The sequence below is a fragment of the Nocardia sp. NBC_01503 genome (assembly GCF_036327755.1).
Lineage (GTDB): Bacteria > Actinomycetota > Actinomycetes > Mycobacteriales > Mycobacteriaceae > Nocardia.
Map to the genome: position 1 here is coordinate 2,044,040 of NZ_CP109596.1, position 17,993 is coordinate 2,062,032.

The 17,993-nt window shown below is 65.4% G+C and carries 19 protein-coding genes; 4 read left to right on the top strand and 15 right to left on the bottom strand.

The window, feature by feature from the left end:
- Position 1: 1 nt before the first annotated feature.
- On the bottom strand, positions 2 to 649 hold the full coding sequence (locus OHB26_RS09170; protein WP_330183770.1) for an FMN-dependent NADH-azoreductase: 648 nt from the start codon (positions 647 to 649) through the stop codon (positions 2 to 4).
- Positions 650 to 755: 106 nt separating this feature from the next.
- On the opposite strand from OHB26_RS09170, the gene OHB26_RS09175 reads away from it, so the two are divergent.
- Complete coding sequence (locus OHB26_RS09175) at positions 756 to 1,370, top strand: TetR/AcrR family transcriptional regulator (protein WP_330183771.1); 615 nt, start codon at positions 756 to 758, stop codon at positions 1,368 to 1,370.
- Here the strand turns inward: OHB26_RS09175 and OHB26_RS09180 are convergent, their stop codons facing one another.
- Both OHB26_RS09180 and OHB26_RS09185 read right to left on the bottom strand, forming a co-directional pair.
- Positions 1,371 to 2,219, bottom strand: coding sequence for an ABC transporter permease (locus tag OHB26_RS09180; protein WP_330183772.1), 849 nt, complete (start codon positions 2,217 to 2,219; stop codon positions 1,371 to 1,373).
- On the bottom strand, positions 2,216 to 3,112 hold the full coding sequence (locus OHB26_RS09185; RefSeq protein ID WP_330183773.1) for an ABC transporter ATP-binding protein: 897 nt from the start codon (positions 3,110 to 3,112) through the stop codon (positions 2,216 to 2,218). The genes OHB26_RS09180 and OHB26_RS09185 overlap by 4 nt, the downstream gene beginning before the upstream one ends.
- A 126-nt stretch (positions 3,113 to 3,238) precedes the next feature.
- On the opposite strand from OHB26_RS09185, the gene OHB26_RS09190 reads away from it, so the two are divergent.
- Positions 3,239 to 4,456 carry a histidine kinase gene (locus OHB26_RS09190; RefSeq protein WP_330183774.1) on the top strand — a complete coding sequence of 406 codons (1,218 nt, stop codon included), beginning with the start codon at positions 3,239 to 3,241 and terminating at the stop codon, positions 4,454 to 4,456.
- A 29-nt stretch (positions 4,457 to 4,485) separates the two neighbouring features.
- Positions 4,486 to 5,148, top strand: coding sequence for a response regulator transcription factor (locus OHB26_RS09195; RefSeq protein WP_330183775.1), 663 nt, complete (start codon positions 4,486 to 4,488; stop codon positions 5,146 to 5,148).
- A gap of 9 nt (positions 5,149 to 5,157) precedes the next feature.
- Here the strand turns inward: OHB26_RS09195 and OHB26_RS09200 are convergent, their stop codons facing one another.
- Positions 5,158 to 5,814: a vWA domain-containing protein gene (locus OHB26_RS09200; RefSeq protein ID WP_330183776.1), complete on the bottom strand. Its 657-nt coding sequence runs from the start codon at positions 5,812 to 5,814 to the stop codon at positions 5,158 to 5,160.
- Between the two features lie 174 nt (positions 5,815 to 5,988).
- Here OHB26_RS09200 and OHB26_RS09205 point away from each other — a divergent pair, with 174 nt between their 5' ends.
- Positions 5,989 to 6,783: an LLM class flavin-dependent oxidoreductase gene (locus tag OHB26_RS09205; RefSeq protein WP_330183777.1), complete on the top strand. Its 795-nt coding sequence runs from the start codon at positions 5,989 to 5,991 to the stop codon at positions 6,781 to 6,783.
- Between the two features lie 2 nt (positions 6,784 to 6,785).
- Here OHB26_RS09205 and OHB26_RS09210 read toward each other — a convergent pair whose 3' ends face one another.
- From OHB26_RS09210 to panD, 11 genes are all read right to left on the bottom strand, one after another.
- A complete protein-coding gene (locus tag OHB26_RS09210) occupies positions 6,786 to 7,511 on the bottom strand; it encodes a phytanoyl-CoA dioxygenase family protein (RefSeq protein WP_330183778.1) in 726 nt (241 codons plus the stop codon).
- A gap of 125 nt (positions 7,512 to 7,636) precedes the next feature.
- Positions 7,637 to 10,180: an ATP-dependent Clp protease ATP-binding subunit gene (locus tag OHB26_RS09215; RefSeq protein ID WP_330183779.1), complete on the bottom strand. Its 2,544-nt coding sequence runs from the start codon at positions 10,178 to 10,180 to the stop codon at positions 7,637 to 7,639.
- Positions 10,181 to 10,648: 468 nt separating this feature from the next.
- On the bottom strand, positions 10,649 to 11,605 hold the full coding sequence (locus OHB26_RS09220; RefSeq protein ID WP_330183780.1) for an esterase/lipase family protein: 957 nt from the start codon (positions 11,603 to 11,605) through the stop codon (positions 10,649 to 10,651).
- 161 nt (positions 11,606 to 11,766) lie between these two features.
- Positions 11,767 to 12,420 (bottom strand): anthrone oxygenase family protein, encoded by a 654-nt coding sequence (locus OHB26_RS09225; protein ID WP_330183781.1) that lies wholly within the window; start codon positions 12,418 to 12,420, stop codon positions 11,767 to 11,769.
- A gap of 126 nt (positions 12,421 to 12,546) precedes the next feature.
- Positions 12,547 to 13,170, bottom strand: coding sequence for an FHA domain-containing protein (locus tag OHB26_RS09230; protein WP_442942884.1), 624 nt, complete (start codon positions 13,168 to 13,170; stop codon positions 12,547 to 12,549).
- A gap of 197 nt (positions 13,171 to 13,367) precedes the next feature.
- Positions 13,368 to 13,730, bottom strand: coding sequence for a histone-like nucleoid-structuring protein Lsr2 (locus tag OHB26_RS09235; RefSeq protein WP_330183782.1), 363 nt, complete (start codon positions 13,728 to 13,730; stop codon positions 13,368 to 13,370).
- Positions 13,731 to 13,847: 117 nt separating this feature from the next.
- Complete coding sequence (gene lysS / locus OHB26_RS09240) at positions 13,848 to 15,314, bottom strand: lysine--tRNA ligase (protein WP_330185552.1); 1,467 nt, start codon at positions 15,312 to 15,314, stop codon at positions 13,848 to 13,850.
- Positions 15,315 to 15,584: 270 nt separating this feature from the next.
- Complete coding sequence (locus OHB26_RS09245) at positions 15,585 to 16,016, bottom strand: rhodanese-like domain-containing protein (RefSeq protein WP_330183783.1); 432 nt, start codon at positions 16,014 to 16,016, stop codon at positions 15,585 to 15,587.
- Positions 16,013 to 16,555, bottom strand: a complete 543-nt coding sequence (locus tag OHB26_RS09250) for a cysteine dioxygenase (RefSeq protein ID WP_330183784.1) — start codon at positions 16,553 to 16,555, stop codon at positions 16,013 to 16,015. The genes OHB26_RS09245 and OHB26_RS09250 overlap by 4 nt, the downstream gene beginning before the upstream one ends.
- Positions 16,556 to 16,746: 191 nt before the next feature.
- A complete protein-coding gene (locus tag OHB26_RS09255) occupies positions 16,747 to 17,547 on the bottom strand; it encodes a type III pantothenate kinase (RefSeq protein ID WP_330183785.1) in 801 nt (266 codons plus the stop codon).
- A gap of 23 nt (positions 17,548 to 17,570) precedes the next feature.
- A complete protein-coding gene (panD, locus tag OHB26_RS09260) occupies positions 17,571 to 17,993 on the bottom strand; it encodes an aspartate 1-decarboxylase (protein ID WP_330183786.1) in 423 nt (140 codons plus the stop codon).

Sequence of the window (17,993 nt, forward strand, 5' to 3'; positions counted from 1 at the left end):
CTCAGTACTCCTTGCCGAGTCTGCGGGCCTCCGCCAGCGCGGCGGCGTAGGACGCGTCATGCTTTTCCCGCAGGTGTGCCAGGGCCGGGTCCTGCCGGGAATTGGCGAGCTCCGCATTGATGAAAACGGTGTCCTCGACGGCGAAATGGCCAGCGAAGAAGTCGCGCAGAAACCGCTCCTGATAGTCGTAGGCGGCCTTGGGCGCGCCCGGGGAGTACGCGCCGCCGCGTGCGGTGGTGACCACGAAACGGCTGGGAGCCAGGGACATTCGCGGGAAGGTGAGCTGATCCAGCCACGCCTTCAGGCTGGCCGGGATGGAGTAGTTGTACATCGGGGTGCCGATGAGCACCACATCCGCGGCCCGCACCTCGGCCAGTAGCGGTTCGACGATCGCCCATGCGGCGGCCGCGGCGGGAGTATCGGCCAACTCCGCCAGGCGATCCAGATCGGTACCGCCGCCGGCCAGGACCCGGTCGCAGAGTTCGGTCCAGCCTTCGCCGATGAAGGGGATCGGGTCGGCGGCGAGATCACGGTACCGATAGCCACCGTACGGGTGTTCGGCCCGCCAGGCGTCGGCGAAGGCGGCGCTGAGTTCGCGGCTGATGGAGTTGCGACGGGCGCTGGAATCCAGGTGCAGCAGGCTGGTCATCTCAATCATCTCCTCAAGTGGACACTGTGTCCGTTTGCTTGATTCGAACAGTAACGCCGAAGTGGACATCTTGTCCACTTAAACTTTCCCGGGTTACAGTGGCGCCATGACCCCGATCGGATTACCGCTGCTCAACGAGGAGTCCCCACCGCCCGAACGTGCGGACGCGGCCCGCAATCGCGCCAAAATCCTCAGTGCGGCGGCGGAGCTCTTCACCGAACGGAACCCGCGCACGGTCACCATGGACGACATCGCCAAGGCGGCCGGGGTGGGACGGGGAACGCTGTACCGGCGGTACCCGGACGTCGGATCCATCGCCGTCGCCCTGCTCGATCAGCATGAGCGCGAACTACAGGAGCGACTACTGCGCGGCGAGCCACCGCTCGGGCCGGGAGCGCCCCCCGCGGAACGACTCGGGGCGTTCTACGCGGCCATGGTCGACCTTCTGGAGACACACGCCAATCTGGTCCTCGGTGCGGAGACCGGGGGCGCGCGCTTCCGGACGGGGGCCTATCAGTTCTGGCGGGCGCATGTGCGAACACTGCTCACCGAATCCGCTGTGACGGAACCGGAATCGCTGGTGGATGTGCTGCTCGCACCGCTCGCGGCGGAGGTCTACCAATACCAGCGGGAACACGGACTTACCCCGGCACAGATCAACGCCGCCCTCCAGAAACTGGCGGACGGCGTGATCAGCTGTGCCACAGGTTCTTCCGATTGATCAGATCATGTCCCGGCGGCGGACCAGCCAGATCGTGCCCGCCGCGAAGAGCGCGAGGTAGATCGCCAGGACGATCAGCGACTCACCTCTGGTGAGAATATCCAGCACGCCCGGGGTCGCGGGACCGGTGGTGGTGCGCAGCGAACCCGCCAGCGAACCGGCGGCCGTACCCGGCAGATGATCGGTGAGAGCCCGGATGGGAGTGAAGATTCCGGCCACACCGCGCAGCAGGTTCTCCACCACCAGCACCCAGACCAGTCCCAGGCCCACGGCCAGGGCCGGACCACGGGCGATCGCGCCGATCAGCGCGCCCGCCAGCGTCCACATCCCGAGAATTGCCGAGCCCGAGACGATTCCGAGCAGTACCCGGCCCGCCGACGGCAGCGCCAGCGATTGATCCCGCGTCGCGCCGATGAGCGCGGCCACGCCGGTATCGGCCACGAAGGCCACCAGTACCAGCGCGACCACCGTCACCGCCAGACTCAGCACCACGCCACCGAGCGCCGCCGCCCGCGAAGGCCCTTGGGTGAGAACGGTTTTCCAGGTTCCCCAGCCATAGCCGCTGCCCACCGCGAGTGCGCCCAGCACCAGCATGAGCGCGCCGCCGAACATGGCCATGCCCTGGGTGAAGACCTCCGGTACGGCCGCCGGGAGCATCTGCCGCAGCAGCACCTCGCGGGGCTGACCATTGGACATCCGGCTGGAATCGCCGGTCGTATAGGCCAGATAGTTGAACAGGTACGCGAACGTGAGGTTCAACAGGATCCACGTCCCGAGCACGATCCAGAAGGCCGGCCACTTGCGCAGGCGCAGCAATTCGGCCCGAGTACATGCCACCAGGTCTCTCATTTCACGGTCTCCGTCATCTCGAAAAACACTTCTTCCAAGGACTTTTCGTCACTGCGCAGTTCGAGCAGGTCCGCACCCGCCTCGATCACCGCACGGGCCACCGCGGGCGCCTTTGCCACACCGGCATCGACTCTGATGCCGTTCGCGGTGAGTAGTGCCGAGCGTTCCCCGACCACCCGGCGCACCGCCGGGAAGGCCAGCTCCAGAGGTTCGGCGCGCAGGAAAAGCGATGCCGCCCCGCGCAATTCACGCACCGTGGCCTCGGTGAGCAATTGCCCGCCGGAGATGACGCCGACGCGATCACAGATCTCCTGCACTTCGCTGAGCAGGTGACTGGAGAGCACGACGGTGTGCCCGTCGGCGGCTAGACCGGTGATGAGCTCGCGCATCTCAGCCATACCGGCCGGATCCAGCCCATTGGTGGGTTCATCGAGAATCAGCAGGTCGGGGCGGCCGAGCAGGGCCGCCGCGACACCCAGGCGCTGCTTCATACCGAGTGAATAGGTGCGGAATTTGTCACTACCGCGGGCGGCGAGCGCGACCCGGTCGAGCACCTGCTCCACCTCGGCACGCTCCACCCCGCGATAGCGCGCCAGCACCCGCAGGTTGTCCCGACCGGACAGGTACGGGTAGAAACCCGGCCCCTCGATGAGAACGCCTATGCGGCGCAGGGTTTCGGAATCTCCCGGGCGCTCGCCGAGCACCGTCGCGGCGCCATCGGTGGGCCGGATGAGCCCCACCAGCATGCGCAGCGTGGTGGTCTTGCCCGCCCCGTTCGGACCCAGGAAACCATAGATCTCACCGCGGCGGACACTCATGCTCACGGCATCCACTGCGGTGTGGGAGCCATAGCGTTTGGTCAACCGGTCGGTGCTGACAATCGCTTCGTTCATAGCCTCAAGAATCCGCCGTGAGCTGCACCGGAACATCCGCCGCACAGCGCGATCCGGCGTACGTATCTGGACGTATTCGGCCCATTGACAGTGCCGAACCGGTGCCTACAGCGCTACCGTGCAGCTATGGAGACGAGTGCGGCACGACGGTGGGATGTGCTGCTCGCACTGGTGGTCGCCGCGATCCAGCTCGGCGCGGGCACCCTGGCCAACGAGCACCAGACCGGGATACGCGGGCTCGACCTGCTCGGATACGCGCTACTCGCGGCCGGGCCGCTACTACTGGTGGTGCGGCGGCGGTATCCGGATCCGGTGTTCTACGCGGTACTGGCGATCACCAGCGCCTACCTGCTCATCGGCTACGGGTACGGGCCGGTCTTCCTGGCCCTGGTGGTCGCCTTTCTCACCGCCGGGGTGCGCGGATCACGCTGGCACACTTATCCTTTCGTCCCACTCGGCTATCTGCTCATGGTGTGGCCGGTACCGTCCTGGCGCGGTTACGACACCAATTCCTGGCAGGAGTTCGGCCTGCTGGCCTGGCTGGTTGTGCTCGTCGCCATCGCCGAGGGGCTGCGCCAGCGCATGTCCGCGGTGGCGGCGCGGCACGAACGGGCCGAGGAGGCGCGCCGCAATGAACAGGCCCAGCATGAACGCGAGGCCGCCGAACGCGCGCGGGAGAACGCGGAGCGGGAACAGCGGGTCAGTGAGGAGCGGCTCACCATCGCCCGGGAACTGCACGATGTGCTCGCACACAGCCTCTCGCTCATCAATGTGCAGTCCTCGGTGGCCCTCGAGCTCATCGACCGCCGGCCCGAGCAGGCCGCGACCGCGCTGGCCGCCATCAAAACCGCCAGCAAGGACGCGCTCGGCGAGGTGAACGCGCTGCTGCGCTCCATTCGCGGCGGCACCGGCACCGTACCCGCGCCCATCTCCCCCACCATCGTGATCAGTGACCTGGAGAGTCTGCTGCAACCGGCGCGCGCCACCGGGCTCGAGGTGCGCGCCATTGTCACCGGGGTGCCCAAGCGGCTGCCATCGGTGGTCGACGTGGCCGCCGCGCGCATCGTGCAGGAATCGCTCACCAACGTCATCCGGCACGCACCCGGCGCGAGTGTTCTTGTCACCGTGCGCTATTCGGCCGACCGGCTGCACCTGGCGGTGGACAACACCCGCCCCACCCGCACACCCGTCGGCACCACCGGCGGTGGGCACGGCATCACCGGTATGACCGAACGCGCCAAGGCCCTCGGCGGGCGACTGCTCGCCGAACCCAAACCCGACGGCGGCTTCCGCGTGGAGGCCCGCCTACCCGTCCACCTGGGTCATCCCGAACCCGCGAGTTAGATCGGAATACCTGTGCAAGAGGAGGTTTCGTGAGCATCAGGGTCGTGATCGCCGATGATCAGGCGCTGGTCCGCGCCGGATTCGTGGCACTACTGGACGCGCAGGACGATATCGAGGTGGTCGGCGAGGCCGACAATGGTGAGCAGGCGGTACGTCTGGCCCGCGAACTCGTCCCCGATGTGGTGCTCATGGATATCCGCATGCCGATCCTGGACGGCCTGGCCGCCACCCGCGAAATCGCGTCCAGCGCAGCGCTTTCCGAGGTGAAGGTGGTGGTTCTCACCACCTTCGAACTCGACGAGTACGTCTTCGAGGCCATGCGCGCGGGCGCCACCGGCTTCCTGGTCAAACACACCGAACCCGCCGACCTGATCAAGGCCGTGCGGGTGGTGGCGGGCGGTGACGCCCTGCTCTCCCCCAGCGTCACCAAACGCCTGGTCGCCGAATTCGCCACGCACGCCAAACCCGCACCGGTGCGGGAGTTCTCCGAACTCACCGACCGTGAACGCGAGGTCATGGCCCTGGTCGCCGAGGGCCTCACCAATGCCGAGATCGCCGAGCGCCTCTACATGAGTCCGGCGACCGCCCGCACCCATGTCAGCCGAATCCTGTTGAAGCTCAATGCCCGTGACCGCACCCAACTCGTGGTCATGGCCTACGAGTCGGGCATGGTCCGGCCCGGCTGGCAGTAGGCGACCAAATCACTCACCGGGGTTGGATTGCTCGCGCTCCGCGTCGGTGAAGCCACGACGCATGAAGCTGGGAATGTCGGCATCGTCGTCCGCCTGCAACCGGGCGGAGTAGGCCGAGGCGGCCTTGAAGACGCCCGAAACGCCCTGCGGCGCGGCCGCATAGGTAATGGATTGGCGCGGCGAGAAGCCCATATCGGTGCCGATGGCGACGGCGTCCATATTCGCGCCGAGGAACAGGAAGTTCCAGTTCCAGGTGTCCTGCTGCTGGGTGATGAGCGACTTGACCGCGGTGTGCGACCACTCTTTGCTGGAATTCTCGTGGCCGTCGGTCATGACCACCACGATGACCGTGCCCGGTCGGTTCTCCTCGGCGCGTGCGGCCAGCTCCGCGCCGACATCGGTGATCAGCTTGCCGACGGCGTCATAGAGGGCGGTCATACCGCGCGGCTGCAGACGCAACGGCGGCACCTGCGCGAGCGGCCGATTCGCGTACACCACTTCGTATTCGGTATCGAACTGCGCGAGGGTGACCTCGATCCGCTTGGGCACCGGGCGCTGCTGCTCGATATAGGCGTCGAAACCGCCCTCGGTATCGGACTTGATGGACTGCATGGAGCCCGAGCGGTCCAGCAGCACCGCTATGAGCGTGAGGTCAGGATTGGTCATGGCATGACTCCCCCGAGTCGATTCTTGCGAACCCCACCCACCGTACGCCCGCCACCTGAGCGCCGCCCGCCCTTTTCGACCAGGCCCGATGCGGCTCGGTACGCCTGTTTACGTATGCCCGATACCGCCTCGGAACCGACGCGAAGACAGCCGATTCGAGGGCACCCTGGGTGCATGAGCATGAACTTCGGCATCGCCCATGTACCCCGCTCCGGATCCGAATGGGTGCGCACCGCACAGAGCGCCGAGCAACAGGGGTATGGCACCCTGCTGCTCCCGGACACGCTGTACACCCCGTCCCCGTTCCCGGCGCTGGCCGCGGCGGCCGCGGTGACGACCACGCTGCACCTGCGCCCCAATGTCATCGCGGCCCCACTGCGGACGCCCGCGGTGATCGCACGCGAAACCTCCGCACTGCAACTGCTCTCCGACGGACGCTTCGAACTCGGCCTCGGCACCGGTCGCCCCGACGCGGCGCGAGAGGCCGAAAAGCTCGGTGTCGCCTGGGGTTCCGCCGCCGAGCGCAGGCGCGGGCTCATCGAAACGATCGAAACCGTACGTGCGACGGTGCGCCCCACCCCGCCGATCATTATCGCCGCCGCCGGTCCCAAAGCCCTGGTGACCGCGGCCGACCACGCGGACCGGGTCCACCTGGCCGTCGACCCCGCCGCCACCGAATCGGATCTGGCGGCACTGGTGGCCATTGTCCGCGATCACACCGACCGACCCGTTGCCTTCACCCTCCAACTGGTCGGCGTGGGCGATCGGATCCCGCAGTACATGGCCGCCCATCTCGGCATCGACCCCGCCGCCCTGCGCGCCGCCGGAGCCGCCGCGCTGCTGCCCGCGGATCCGGCCGCAGCCGCCGAATCGCTCACCCACCTGGATGAGAAGCACGGCATCGACGAACTGATCGTCCCGGGCGAGCTCGCCGAGGCCTTCGCCCCGATCCTCGCCCGACTCAGCTGATTTCAGGCGAGCCCGAGCCGGATCGCCTGTTCCACAGGCGAATACGCGCCATCGGGGCGGTCCAGGACGCACGGTTCGCGGAGCTCCAGCGGTGGTTGCGCCATGAAACGCGGAGTACGGCCGTGATGCGGCTGGGCGGCGTGCACCAGGAACGGGTGGCACAGGTAGACATCGCCCGCGCCACCGGTGGCCAGCGCCTGCGGCAGGCCGGAGGCGGCGGCGTAGGTATCCAACAGATCGAACATGGCCGCGCCGGGTTCCCCGTAGGGGGCCAGCACCTTCGGCAGCCGCAGATGCGAGCCGACCCGAATACGGGTCGGCGCATCCTCCGCCGTGACGTCGGAGAACAGGAACAGCATCAGCAGCGCTCTGCCCTTGGAGTAGAGGTTGATTCGCCATTTGGCGTAGTCGGCGGGGTCCTCGCCGGGGAAGCTGGCATCGATATGCCAGCCGTCGTCACCGGGTGACTCCGCGCTGGGGAAGCGAATCGGAAAGCCACCCAGACCCTTTCGCGGCACCCAGGCACCCTTGCCGACCAGCTGATCACAGGCCTCTTGTAACGCGGGCGCGGTGGCGGCCTGCCGGAACGGCTCATCGCCGTACCCCACCAGCCGGATGACCGGTTGTGTCCAGGTGGTGGGATCGTCGGGATCACAACCGGTTTCGCGCCACAGGAAGGCGCGTCCCGCATCGGCCACTTCGCGCGGGAAGGCCTGCTCGACCTTCACAAATCCGTCCCTGATGAACGCGTCTACCTGACTGTCGGTGAGCATGCCGTCCCTTCGATACGCGAAAGCCCCCTCCCACCATTGGTGAGAGGGGGCTTTCGGATCAAGCGATTTTCCGGCGGGAACTACTCGCCGACGGCGGCAGCCTCGCCCGCCACGACGACCGGCTCCTCGGGAGTGGCGTCCTTCTTGGTGAGCTTGGCCCGCGAGGTGAAGGTGAACTTCGCCTTATCGCCCTGGCCTTCGCCGTCCCAACCCTCGACATCCACCGACACGATCTGACCGGCGCCCAGCTCGCCGAAGAGGATCTTCTCCGACAGCTGGTCCTCGATCTCACGCTGGATGGTGCGACGCAGCGGACGGGCACCGAGCACCGGATCGAAGCCGCGCTTGGCGAGCAGGCTCTTGGCCTGCTCGGTCAGCTCGATCTCCATATCCTTGTTCTTGAGCTGCTTGGCGACGCGGCCGATCATCAGGTCCACCATCTGGATGATCTGATCCTGGGTCAGCTGGTGGAAGACGATGACATCGTCGATGCGGTTCAGGAACTCGGGGCGGAAGTGCTTCTTCAGCTCGTCGTTGACCTTGAGCTTCATCCGCTCGTAGTTCGAGCCCTCGACATTGCTCTGAGCGAAGCCGAGGCCGACCGCCTTCGAGATATCGGAGGTACCGAGGTTCGAGGTGAAGATCAGGACGGTGTTCTTGAAGTCCACCGTGCGACCCTGACCGTCGGTCAGGCGACCATCCTCGAGGACCTGCAACAGGGTGTTGTAGATCTCCTGGTGGGCCTTCTCGATCTCGTCGAACAGCACCACCGAGAACGGCTTGCGCCGCACCTTCTCGGTCAGCTGGCCACCCTCTTCGTAGCCGACGTAGCCCGGAGGGGCACCGAACAGACGCGAAGCGGTGAAGCGGTCGTGGAACTCGCCCATATCGATCTGGATGAGCGCGTCGTCATCGCCGAACAGGAAGTTCGCCAGCGCCTTGGAGAGCTCGGTCTTACCGACACCGGACGGACCGGCGAAGATGAACGAGCCCGACGGACGCTTCGGGTCCTTCAGACCGGCGCGAGTGCGGCGAATCGCCTTCGACACTGCACGGACGGCGTCCTCTTGCCCGATGATCCGCTTGTGCAGCTCATCCTCCATGCGGAGCAGACGGGTGGTCTCCTCCTCGGTGAGCTTGAAGACCGGGATACCGGTCCAGTTGGCCAGCACCTCCGCGATCTGCTCATCGTCGACCTCGGCCACGACGTCCAGATCGCCCGAGCGCCACTGCTTTTCGCGCTCGGCCCGCTTGGCGACGAGCTGCTTCTCCTTGTCACGCAGGCGGGCTGCCTTCTCGAAGTCCTGCGCGTCGATGGCGCTTTCCTTCTCGCGGCGGGCGTCGGCGATCTTGTCGTCGAATTCGCGCAGGTCCGGCGGTGCGGTCATCCGGCGGATGCGCATGCGCGCGCCCGCCTCGTCGATGAGGTCGATCGCCTTGTCCGGCAGGAACCGATCGTTGATGTAGCGATCCGCCAGGGTGGCAGCCGCGACCAGTGCGCCATCGGTGATGGAGACCCGGTGGTGCGCCTCGTAGCGGTCGCGCAGACCCTTGAGGATGTTGATGGTGTGCTCGACCGTCGGCTCGCCGACCTGCACCGGCTGGAAACGACGCTCCAGCGCGGCATCCTTCTCGATGTACTTGCGGTACTCGTCGAGGGTGGTCGCACCGATGGTCTGCAACTCACCGCGAGCCAGCTTGGGCTTGAGGATCGAGGCCGCGTCGATGGCGCCCTCGGCCGCGCCCGCACCCACCAGGGTGTGCAGCTCGTCGATGAACAGAATGATGTCGCCGCGGGTGTTGATCTCCTTGAGCACCTTCTTCAGGCGCTCCTCGAAATCACCGCGGTAGCGGCTGCCCGCGACCAGGGAACCCAGGTCGAGGGTGTACAGCTGCTTATCCTTCAGCGTCTCCGGCACCTCGCCATTGACGATGGCCTGTGCCAGGCCCTCGACCACGGCGGTCTTACCGACACCGGGCTCGCCGATCAGCACCGGGTTGTTCTTGGTGCGGCGCGACAGCACCTGCATGACGCGCTCGATCTCCTTCGAGCGGCCGATGACCGGGTCGAGCTTGCCTTCGAGCGCGGCCTGGGTCAGGTTGCGGCCGAACTGGTCCAGCACCAGCGAGGTGGACGGCGTGCCCGACTCACTACGCGTGCCCGAACCCTCGACCGGCTCCTTGCCCTGGTAACCCGAGAGCAGCTGAATAACCTGCTGGCGCACGCGATTCAGATCCGCGCCCAGCTTGACCAGCACCTGCGCCGCGACGCCCTCACCCTCGCGGATCAGGCCGAGCAGAATGTGCTCGGTGCCGATGTAGTTGTGGCCGAGCTGCAGCGCCTCGCGCAGTGACAGCTCGAGAACCTTCTTGGCACGCGGGGTGAAGGGGATGTGACCGGACGGCGCCTGCTGGCCCTGCCCGATGATCTCCTCGACCTGCGACCGCACACCCTCCAGCGAAATGCCCAGCGACTCCAGCGACTTCGCTGCGACGCCCTCACCCTCGTGGATCAGGCCCAGCAGGATGTGCTCGGTGCCGATGTAGTTGTGGTTGAGCATCCGGGCCTCTTCTTGGGCCAGGACAACGACCCGCCGCGCGCGGTCGGTGAACCTCTCGAACATCGCTCCCTCACTTCCTGCTCCGCTTACTACGGCATCCGGCGCTTCAGACCCTGTGCTGCCCTTCTGGTCGCCAGCCTGCCATGAAGCCCTGGGGTTGCATCCCCCGCCTCCACTCTAGTTGGCGGGGGTCACGCACGTCGTCCGTCCACCCTATTGCGAACCGGCGACAGTACGACTCATTCCCTCATAACGGGGCTGTAGCCGGGATCGTTTCCGTCCCGGCTACGCCCACAGCGAACAGCTGTATTTTCTGCCCTCCGCTTCGCTGCGGGCGGGTTCGATGCTGTGTTTTCCGCCCTCCGCTTCGCTACGGGCGGGTTCGATGCTGTGTTTTCCGCCCTCCGCTTCGCTACGGGCGGGTTCGCGGCCCTGGGAGTCCCGCTTCTTCCCTCCCTCCCCTCCCCCGCTTCGCTCCTCCGCTCCACTCGGTCCAGAAGCGGGACGGGCCGCGAACTCGCAGGTCGGCCCTTACCCGGTGAAGGGTGGGATGAACTCGCACGAGACCGGGCGCGGATGTGCCGGGTCCAGCGCGTTCAGCGCCCAGGTGGCAACGCGTGGACTGCCCGCGATGGCCATATGGTCGGAGAAATCCATCGCGCACGAGTCCTGCACGCGGATGTTGATCGCGTTCGGCGCGGGCACCAGCGCGACCGACGGGACGACGCCCTCGTCGAAATTCGAGGCCAGATTGGTATAGGTGACGGTGGGGTCGTACACCCCGTCGGCGTTCAGATCGCGAATGAACTGCGAACCGCCCAGCATCTCCGGGCAGGCCTGGCAGACACCCATGCTGATCATGTTGTCGACACTGTTGGCATCCGCGCCGAGCTGCTTGCCGAAGGCGCGCATGACATCCATCTGATCACCGAAGATGCCCAGCCAGGGCGGGGCGATGGCGACGAACTTGTCCACCTTGCCCGAGCCCCCGAGCCGCTTGATGAAGTAGTTCCCGACGGTATTGCCCTGCGAATGCGCGATGAAGTCGACCTTGGCGGCGCCCGTCGCGGCCAGCACCCGGTCCACGAACGCGCCCAGCTGGGCGGCGCTCTCGGGAATCGGCTTCATTCCGCCCATGGCCGACAGCGGCCACGGCACATCGAGACTGCCGTAGGTGAGCGCGTAGACGCAATAGCCCTCATTGGCCAGCAGCGGAGCGTAGGCGCCCCAGTTGGTCTGCGCACCGCCCGCGGTGCCGTGGATGAGCACCACCGGATCCGGATGCGCCGCAGTGACTTTGCAGGCCCAGTTGTTGGCCCCGGGCAGGGAACCGCCCGGATTGGTCAGTTCGTACGGGATACCCGCGAAGAAGTTGTAGTCCACCGGGAAGTCGGCGCGGGCGGTGCCGCTCACCCCCAGGGACAGGATGGCCAGTATCGCCATGACAAGTAAAGATCCCGGCGAACGACGCAGCGGCGCAGCACGCATGTTCCCTCCCAAACTAGAACGTGTTTCGACAACGTAGTCGAAAAACAAGCACTGGAGATGGGAAACTGGCGAGTAATTTATGAAACTTGTTCCACCCTCTCACGCAGAAAAACCGGGACCCCTGCGGATCCCGGTTTTCCTGCGGATTCCGCAGCCGGCGCTCACCACTGGCGAGGCGCGACACCCGGCTGCGGCGCCGGAGCGAAACGCTGCGGCTGCTGGATCGCCACCGGAGCAACGAAGCCGCCCCGGGGCTGCTGGTACGCCGGGCCCGTCGCCACCGCGGGATTCGCCGGAGCCGCAACCGCGTTCGCCCTACCGTGCTGCACACCCGCCGTGAACAGCGCGCCGATCAGCGCCACGAAGGCCAGCGCGTGCAGCACGGCGCGCACGATATTCCAACGCACCCAGGAGGTTTCGAACTGTGCCCGCACCGCCGCCAGATCACCGATCTGGGACGGATCACCCGCCGCGGCCAACTGGTTGTTCAGCGGCACATTCAGCCCCGAGGTCACCGCGAAGGCAATCACATTGAGCACCACGGCGATTCCGATCCACAGCAGCGTGGTGCGGGCATCCTTGCCCAGGTGCAGCGCCGCCGCCAGCACCGTGAAACCGACGGTGCCCATGAACAGCAGCATGAACAGGGGGTTGACGATGATGACGTTGATGCGCTGCATGACGTCGATCAGGGTGCGATCATCGGTCTGCCCCAGGGCGGGCATCACCGAGTTCACGTAGCCGTAGAAGAGACCGGCGATCAGGCCGGTCGAGAGGGTCGCCGCCGCCAGCGCGGCAATACGAAGAGCGAACATCGGAGTCTCCTGACTGGGTCATTTCCCGGAATTCCCGGGCTTTCCAACGACTTCCAGTCAACCGGCTGAAGACTCGCCGCGACATCGTCGAGAAGCTCCCGGACATCCGCGACCGTCTCGAGACGCTCAGAGATCCCGCTCGGACACCACACCGCTCTGCATGGCCAGATTCGCCAGCTTGACCCGCTTCTGATTCTGCGGCAGATCCTCCACGCCGAACTTGGCGAACAGCGCCCGCAGATGCGTCTTGATGGCATCCACGCTCAGGAACAGCTCCGCCGCGATCTGCTGATTCGACGACGGCGAGGCGAAACCGTCATTGCCGCGCAGCGGTCGGCACAGCGCGATGAGCACGGCCCGCTGGGTTTCGGTGAGCGAGCGCAGCGTGGGCAGCCCACCGGTGGAGGTCTGCGTGACATCGCCTGCGGCACCGGAGAAATCATGGAAGGTGACCCGCGAGGTACCCATCCGAATAACATCGCCGGGCTGCAGCCGATGCCGCCCCACCAGGCGATCCCCGTTGATGAAGGTGCCATTGCGGGAGAGCCCGTCATCCACGATGGTCCAGTGCGCGCCCAGATATTCGGCGGTCGCGTGCAGGCGGGACACCTCGACGTCCCAGAAGAGCGAGAGGTCGGCCTGGGGTGAGCGGCCGATGGTGATGCGTGGCTGATCCGGGGTCAGCATCAGCTCGTGCTGACGGCCCTCTTGATCCTTGACCCGCAGGAATGAACCGTGGAATGCGGTCACTGCGCCGATACCTCGTCTCTACACCCAGCCAGTGACATCGTTCGCACAGTTCAATGGTGCCGTGCCGCCTCGGCACGAGCAAGATCGTGCCATGGATATGGGCAGTGCGCACCCATAAGAGTTATACGCAAAGCGCATGAATAAACCACTGCCGCCCGGGCTCGCACGAAACACCCGGACGGCAGTCGCAAAGACGACTAGTTCTTCGCAGCGGCCTTGTTGTAGGCCTCCGTGATGTCCGCGGAGATACGACCACGAGCAGAAACCTTGTGTCCATTACGACGCGCCCATTCACGAATCGCCGCGCTTTGTTCGCGATCGATCGAAACCCGGCTCTTCGGACCGGCGGTCGCGGTGGCCGCGGCCTTCGTCCGGCGACGGCCGCTCACGCGACGCGCGTTGGCAACCCAAACCTCCAGACCGTCCCGCAGCTTGGACGCATTAGCCGTCGACAAGTCGATCTCGTACGAGACGCCATCGATTGCGAACTCGATGGTCTCGTCCGCGATGGACTCACCGTCGACATCGTCGATCAGGCTAACGGTGACCTTCTTTGCCATGAGATGAACGTCCTCTCGAAATCGTGCGACCCGCATAGTTAGGCCGATTACCCAAAACTAGAATACCGCTGAATTCGATAGTCCCAGAACGGGCACCGACAATGCAATCCAGCGAACTCAACGAGATGCTGGACGCACAATTGGAAAGAGTATCGTTTCTCGGATTCCCAAGCCAGTCAGGGCCATCAGCAACCGATCGATTCCCATACCCGTTCCGGTCGTCGGAGGCATACCGTGCTCCATCGCGGCAAGGAAGTCCTCGTCCAGCCGCATGGCCTCATCGTCGCCCGCGGCGGCCAAACGCGCCTGATCCTCGAATCGTTCACGCTGGATGACCGGATCAACGAGTTCGGAATATCCGGTGGCGAGTTCGAAGCCGCGCACGTACAGGTCCCACTTCTCGGTAACCCCGGGCTTGCTCCGATGCTGACGGGTCAGCGGCGAGGTCTCCACCGGGAAGTCGCGAACGAAAGTCGGCGCGTACAGCTTGTCGCCGTACACGTGCTCCCACAGTTCCTCGACCAGTTTGCCGTGACCGTAGCCCTTGTCCTGCGGAATTTCCAGACCTACTCGATCAGCGAGTGCCAGCAATTCCGGAACAGACGTTTCCGGCGTGACCTCCACACCGATCGACTCCGACAGCGACGGGTACATCTCGACCGTCGTCCACTCACCCGACAGATCGTATTCAGTTCCATCAGCGAGAGTGACCACCTGCGTGCCGTAGACGGACTGCGCCACTTCCTGGATCAATTCGCGCATCATCTTCGCGGAATCATCGTACGTTCCGTACGCCTCGTAGGTTTCCAGCATTGCGAACTCCGGCGAATGCGTGGAGTCCGCACCCTCGTTTCGGAAGTTCCGGTTGATCTCGAAAACCTTCTCGATACCACCGACCACACACCGCTTCAGGAACAACTCCGGAGCGATACGCAGGAACAACTCCATATCCAAGGCATTGGAGTGCGTCTCGAACGGGCGGGCCGCCGCACCACCGTGGATCGTCTGCAGCATCGGAGTCTCCACCTCCAGGAAACCCCTGCGCTCCAACGCATCTCGCAGCGCGCGCACCGCGGCGATACGGGTGCGGGCCATCTCCCGGGCCTCCGGGCGAATGATCAGGTCCACGTACCGCTGCCGGACGCGGGACTCCTCGTTCATCTCCTTGTGCGCCACCGGCAGCGGGCGCAGCGACTTGGCCGCCATCTCCCACGCATCGGCCATCACACTCAATTCGCCCGTGCGCGAGGAGATCACCTCACCGTGCACGAAGACGAAATCACCGAGGTCCACATCGGACTTCCAGGCCGCGAGGGACTCCGCGCCGACACCATTGAGGCTGATCATCGCCTGCAACTTGGTGCCGTCACCCTCTTGCAGGGTGGCGAAACACAGTTTGCCGGTATTACGCATGAAAATGACGCGACCGGCGACACCGGCGATCAGACCGGTCTGGGTATCGGACTCCAGTTCCGGATACGCGGCGCGAATTTCGGCGAGGCTGTGCGTGCGGCCGACAACCACCGGATAAGCCTCACGACCCTCCGCCAGCAACCGCTCCCGCTTCTCGCGGCGAATCCGCATCTGCTCCGGGACATCGAGTTCCACGGCCGGTGCCGCAGTGCGCTTTTGACCTGCGGATGACGTGGTGCCAGCGGAAGAAGAGGGGGTGGGGGTGCTCACGGGGCTCTAGCCTATCTCCCCCGTCTCCCCGAATATTCAGCGCCCAGCCAAGAGCCGTAACCCGTTGGCAACGCGTGCCGGCGGTTACGAACTCCACCTATTCCCCCGTACCCGACGAGTTACCCCGACCTGACGAAATCAGTTGTCACCTCGGGATCCGGAAGGATCGTTTCAGAGCCAGGCGAGTGTCGCCACCTCGCGCTCGAAGTGCGGAGCGCTGGCCGCCACATTGAGCAGTCCGGCCGCTTTCAGGGCCTGATATCCGCCGACCAGATCGGTCGCCCGGCGCAGTCCCAGCTGCTGTAGCGAAGAGGCCGCCAAAGAGGAGGTGTAACCCTCCGAGCAGACGATGATCCATTCGCGGTCGTGGTCGTCGGCGAGGGCCAGCCGGGCACTGCTGGTGGGGTCCAAACGCCATTCGAGCACATTGCGCTCGATCACCAGTGCGCCCGGTAGGGTGCCCTCGCGCAGGCGCTGCGCCTGCGGGCGAATATCCACCAGTAGTGCGCCGCGGGCAATGGCCTGCGGAATTTCCACCGGGTACAGCCGTCGCAGCCGCTCACGCGCCTGGGCGAGCATGCCGTCGATCGTCAAGTGGGTCATTCGAGTTCGCCTTCGGGCTGGTCGGTGAGGACGGAACGAGTGCGCCGGAGCCTGCCGTGATCGGTGACCTCGTAATAGGACATGGCGGTCAGCGGCGGGGAGTAGGCGTGCACACTCAAAGTCGGATCGAGCGGGCCGGAAGTATCGGCCTCGGCGGCCGGGGCACGCACCACGTCATGCACCCAGCCCAGCGGAAACGAAGCCTGATCACCGGCCGCGAGCGTACGGCGGCGCAGTTCGGTTCCGGTCCAGCGGAATTCGGAGAGCGCACCGGAGAGCACGGTCAGCGCGCCGAGCGAACCGGCGTGATCATGCAATTCGGTGGCGATATCGGCGACCCAGGAGATCAGCCACAGCTCCACCTCGTCGTCGGCGAGAAGTCTTACCGCCCAGCGCCTTTCGGCGGGCCACAGACCGTCGGCCGGGAGCAGGTGATCGTAGGTGCCCGCCAGCACATCCTCGGCGCCCTCGTCGGTCAGACGCAGTAGATCGGCGGGACGCAGCCGAGTGGGGGAAGCGGAAAGAACAGAAGATCGCATGAGGCGAAACTCCAAGGTGTGTTAAACGGTCGAGGGCTAAAAACGATGCCTCGACGACGCCGAGGCTGATCAGCCTCGACAACACTCCTGGGTGCTCACACGGGAATACACGTCGGCGAGCTTAGCAGTCGTTCCCCGCGATGCAACAGAGGCGGCGAAGAACGACTGCGTCACAAACCGACAGGTACGCATTACTGGCGGGCCCGGCGCTGCTGCTGATTGCGCTCGTAGACCAGGCGCAGACCATCCAGGGTCAGATGTGGTTCGTGATGCTCGATGGTCTCCGATTCGGGCACGATCAGCGGCGCGGTCGCACCCGTCGCCACGATCGCCACATCGTCGCCGGAGAAGGCGTCGAATTCATCTCGAATTCGATCGATCAGGCCATCCACCAGGCCGGCGAAACCGAAGACCGCACCGGACTGCATACATTCCATACTGTTCTTACCGACCACCGAACGCGGGCGAGTCAACTCGGCCCGGCGCAGCGCACTGCGCTCCACCAGCGCCTCGGTGGAAATCTCCACACCGGGCGCGATGATGCCGCCGAGGAATTCCCCCTTGGCCGAGACCAGATCCACACAGATCGCGGTACCGAAATCGACCACGATCGCTGGAGATTGATAGCGGTGAAAAGCGGCCAGGCAGTTCACAATTCGGTCCGCGCCCACCTCCTTGGGATTGTCCACCAGTAGCGGAATACCGGTTCGCACACCGGGTTCCACCAAAACATTCGGAACATGACCCCAGTAGCGGCCGAGCATTTCCCGGAGTTCGCGCAGCACCGGCGGCACCGTCGACAGTGCGGAGACCCCGATCACCTGTTCGGCGTCCGCACCGATCAAACCCCGCACCTGCAGCGCGAATTCATCCGCGGTGATCAGCGGATTGGTATGAGTTCGCCACTGCCGCACCAGCTTCGCGTGATCTCCGCTGCCGGAGAACAGACCCAGTTCGATGCTGGTATTGCGGACGTCGATGGTCAGCAGCATGGCTGTGCCCGCCCCTGTCGTTCTCAGTTGGCGAAGGTCAGCGAGCGCGGCGAGACGAGATCCGAACCCTCCGGCGCGTGCGCCGGATCCGAACCCAGCTCCACCTGCCGATTGCGCTCGTCCACGAAGACCACGCGCGGCGCGTACTCCTTCAACTCCGCCCCATCCATCATGGCGTAGGCGATGAGGATGACCAGATCGCCCGGATTCACCAAATGCGCTGCGGCGCCGTTGATTCCGATCACACCGGAGCCGCGTTCACCCGCGATGATGTAGGTCTCCAGGCGAGCGCCATTGGTGATGTCGACAATGCAGACCTGCTCACCCTCGAGCAGATCGGCGGCGTCCAGCAGATCCTGGTCGACGGTCACCGAACCGACATAGTGCAGGTCGGCATGGGTCACCGTGGCGCGGTGGATCTTGGACTTCATCATGGTGCGCAACAT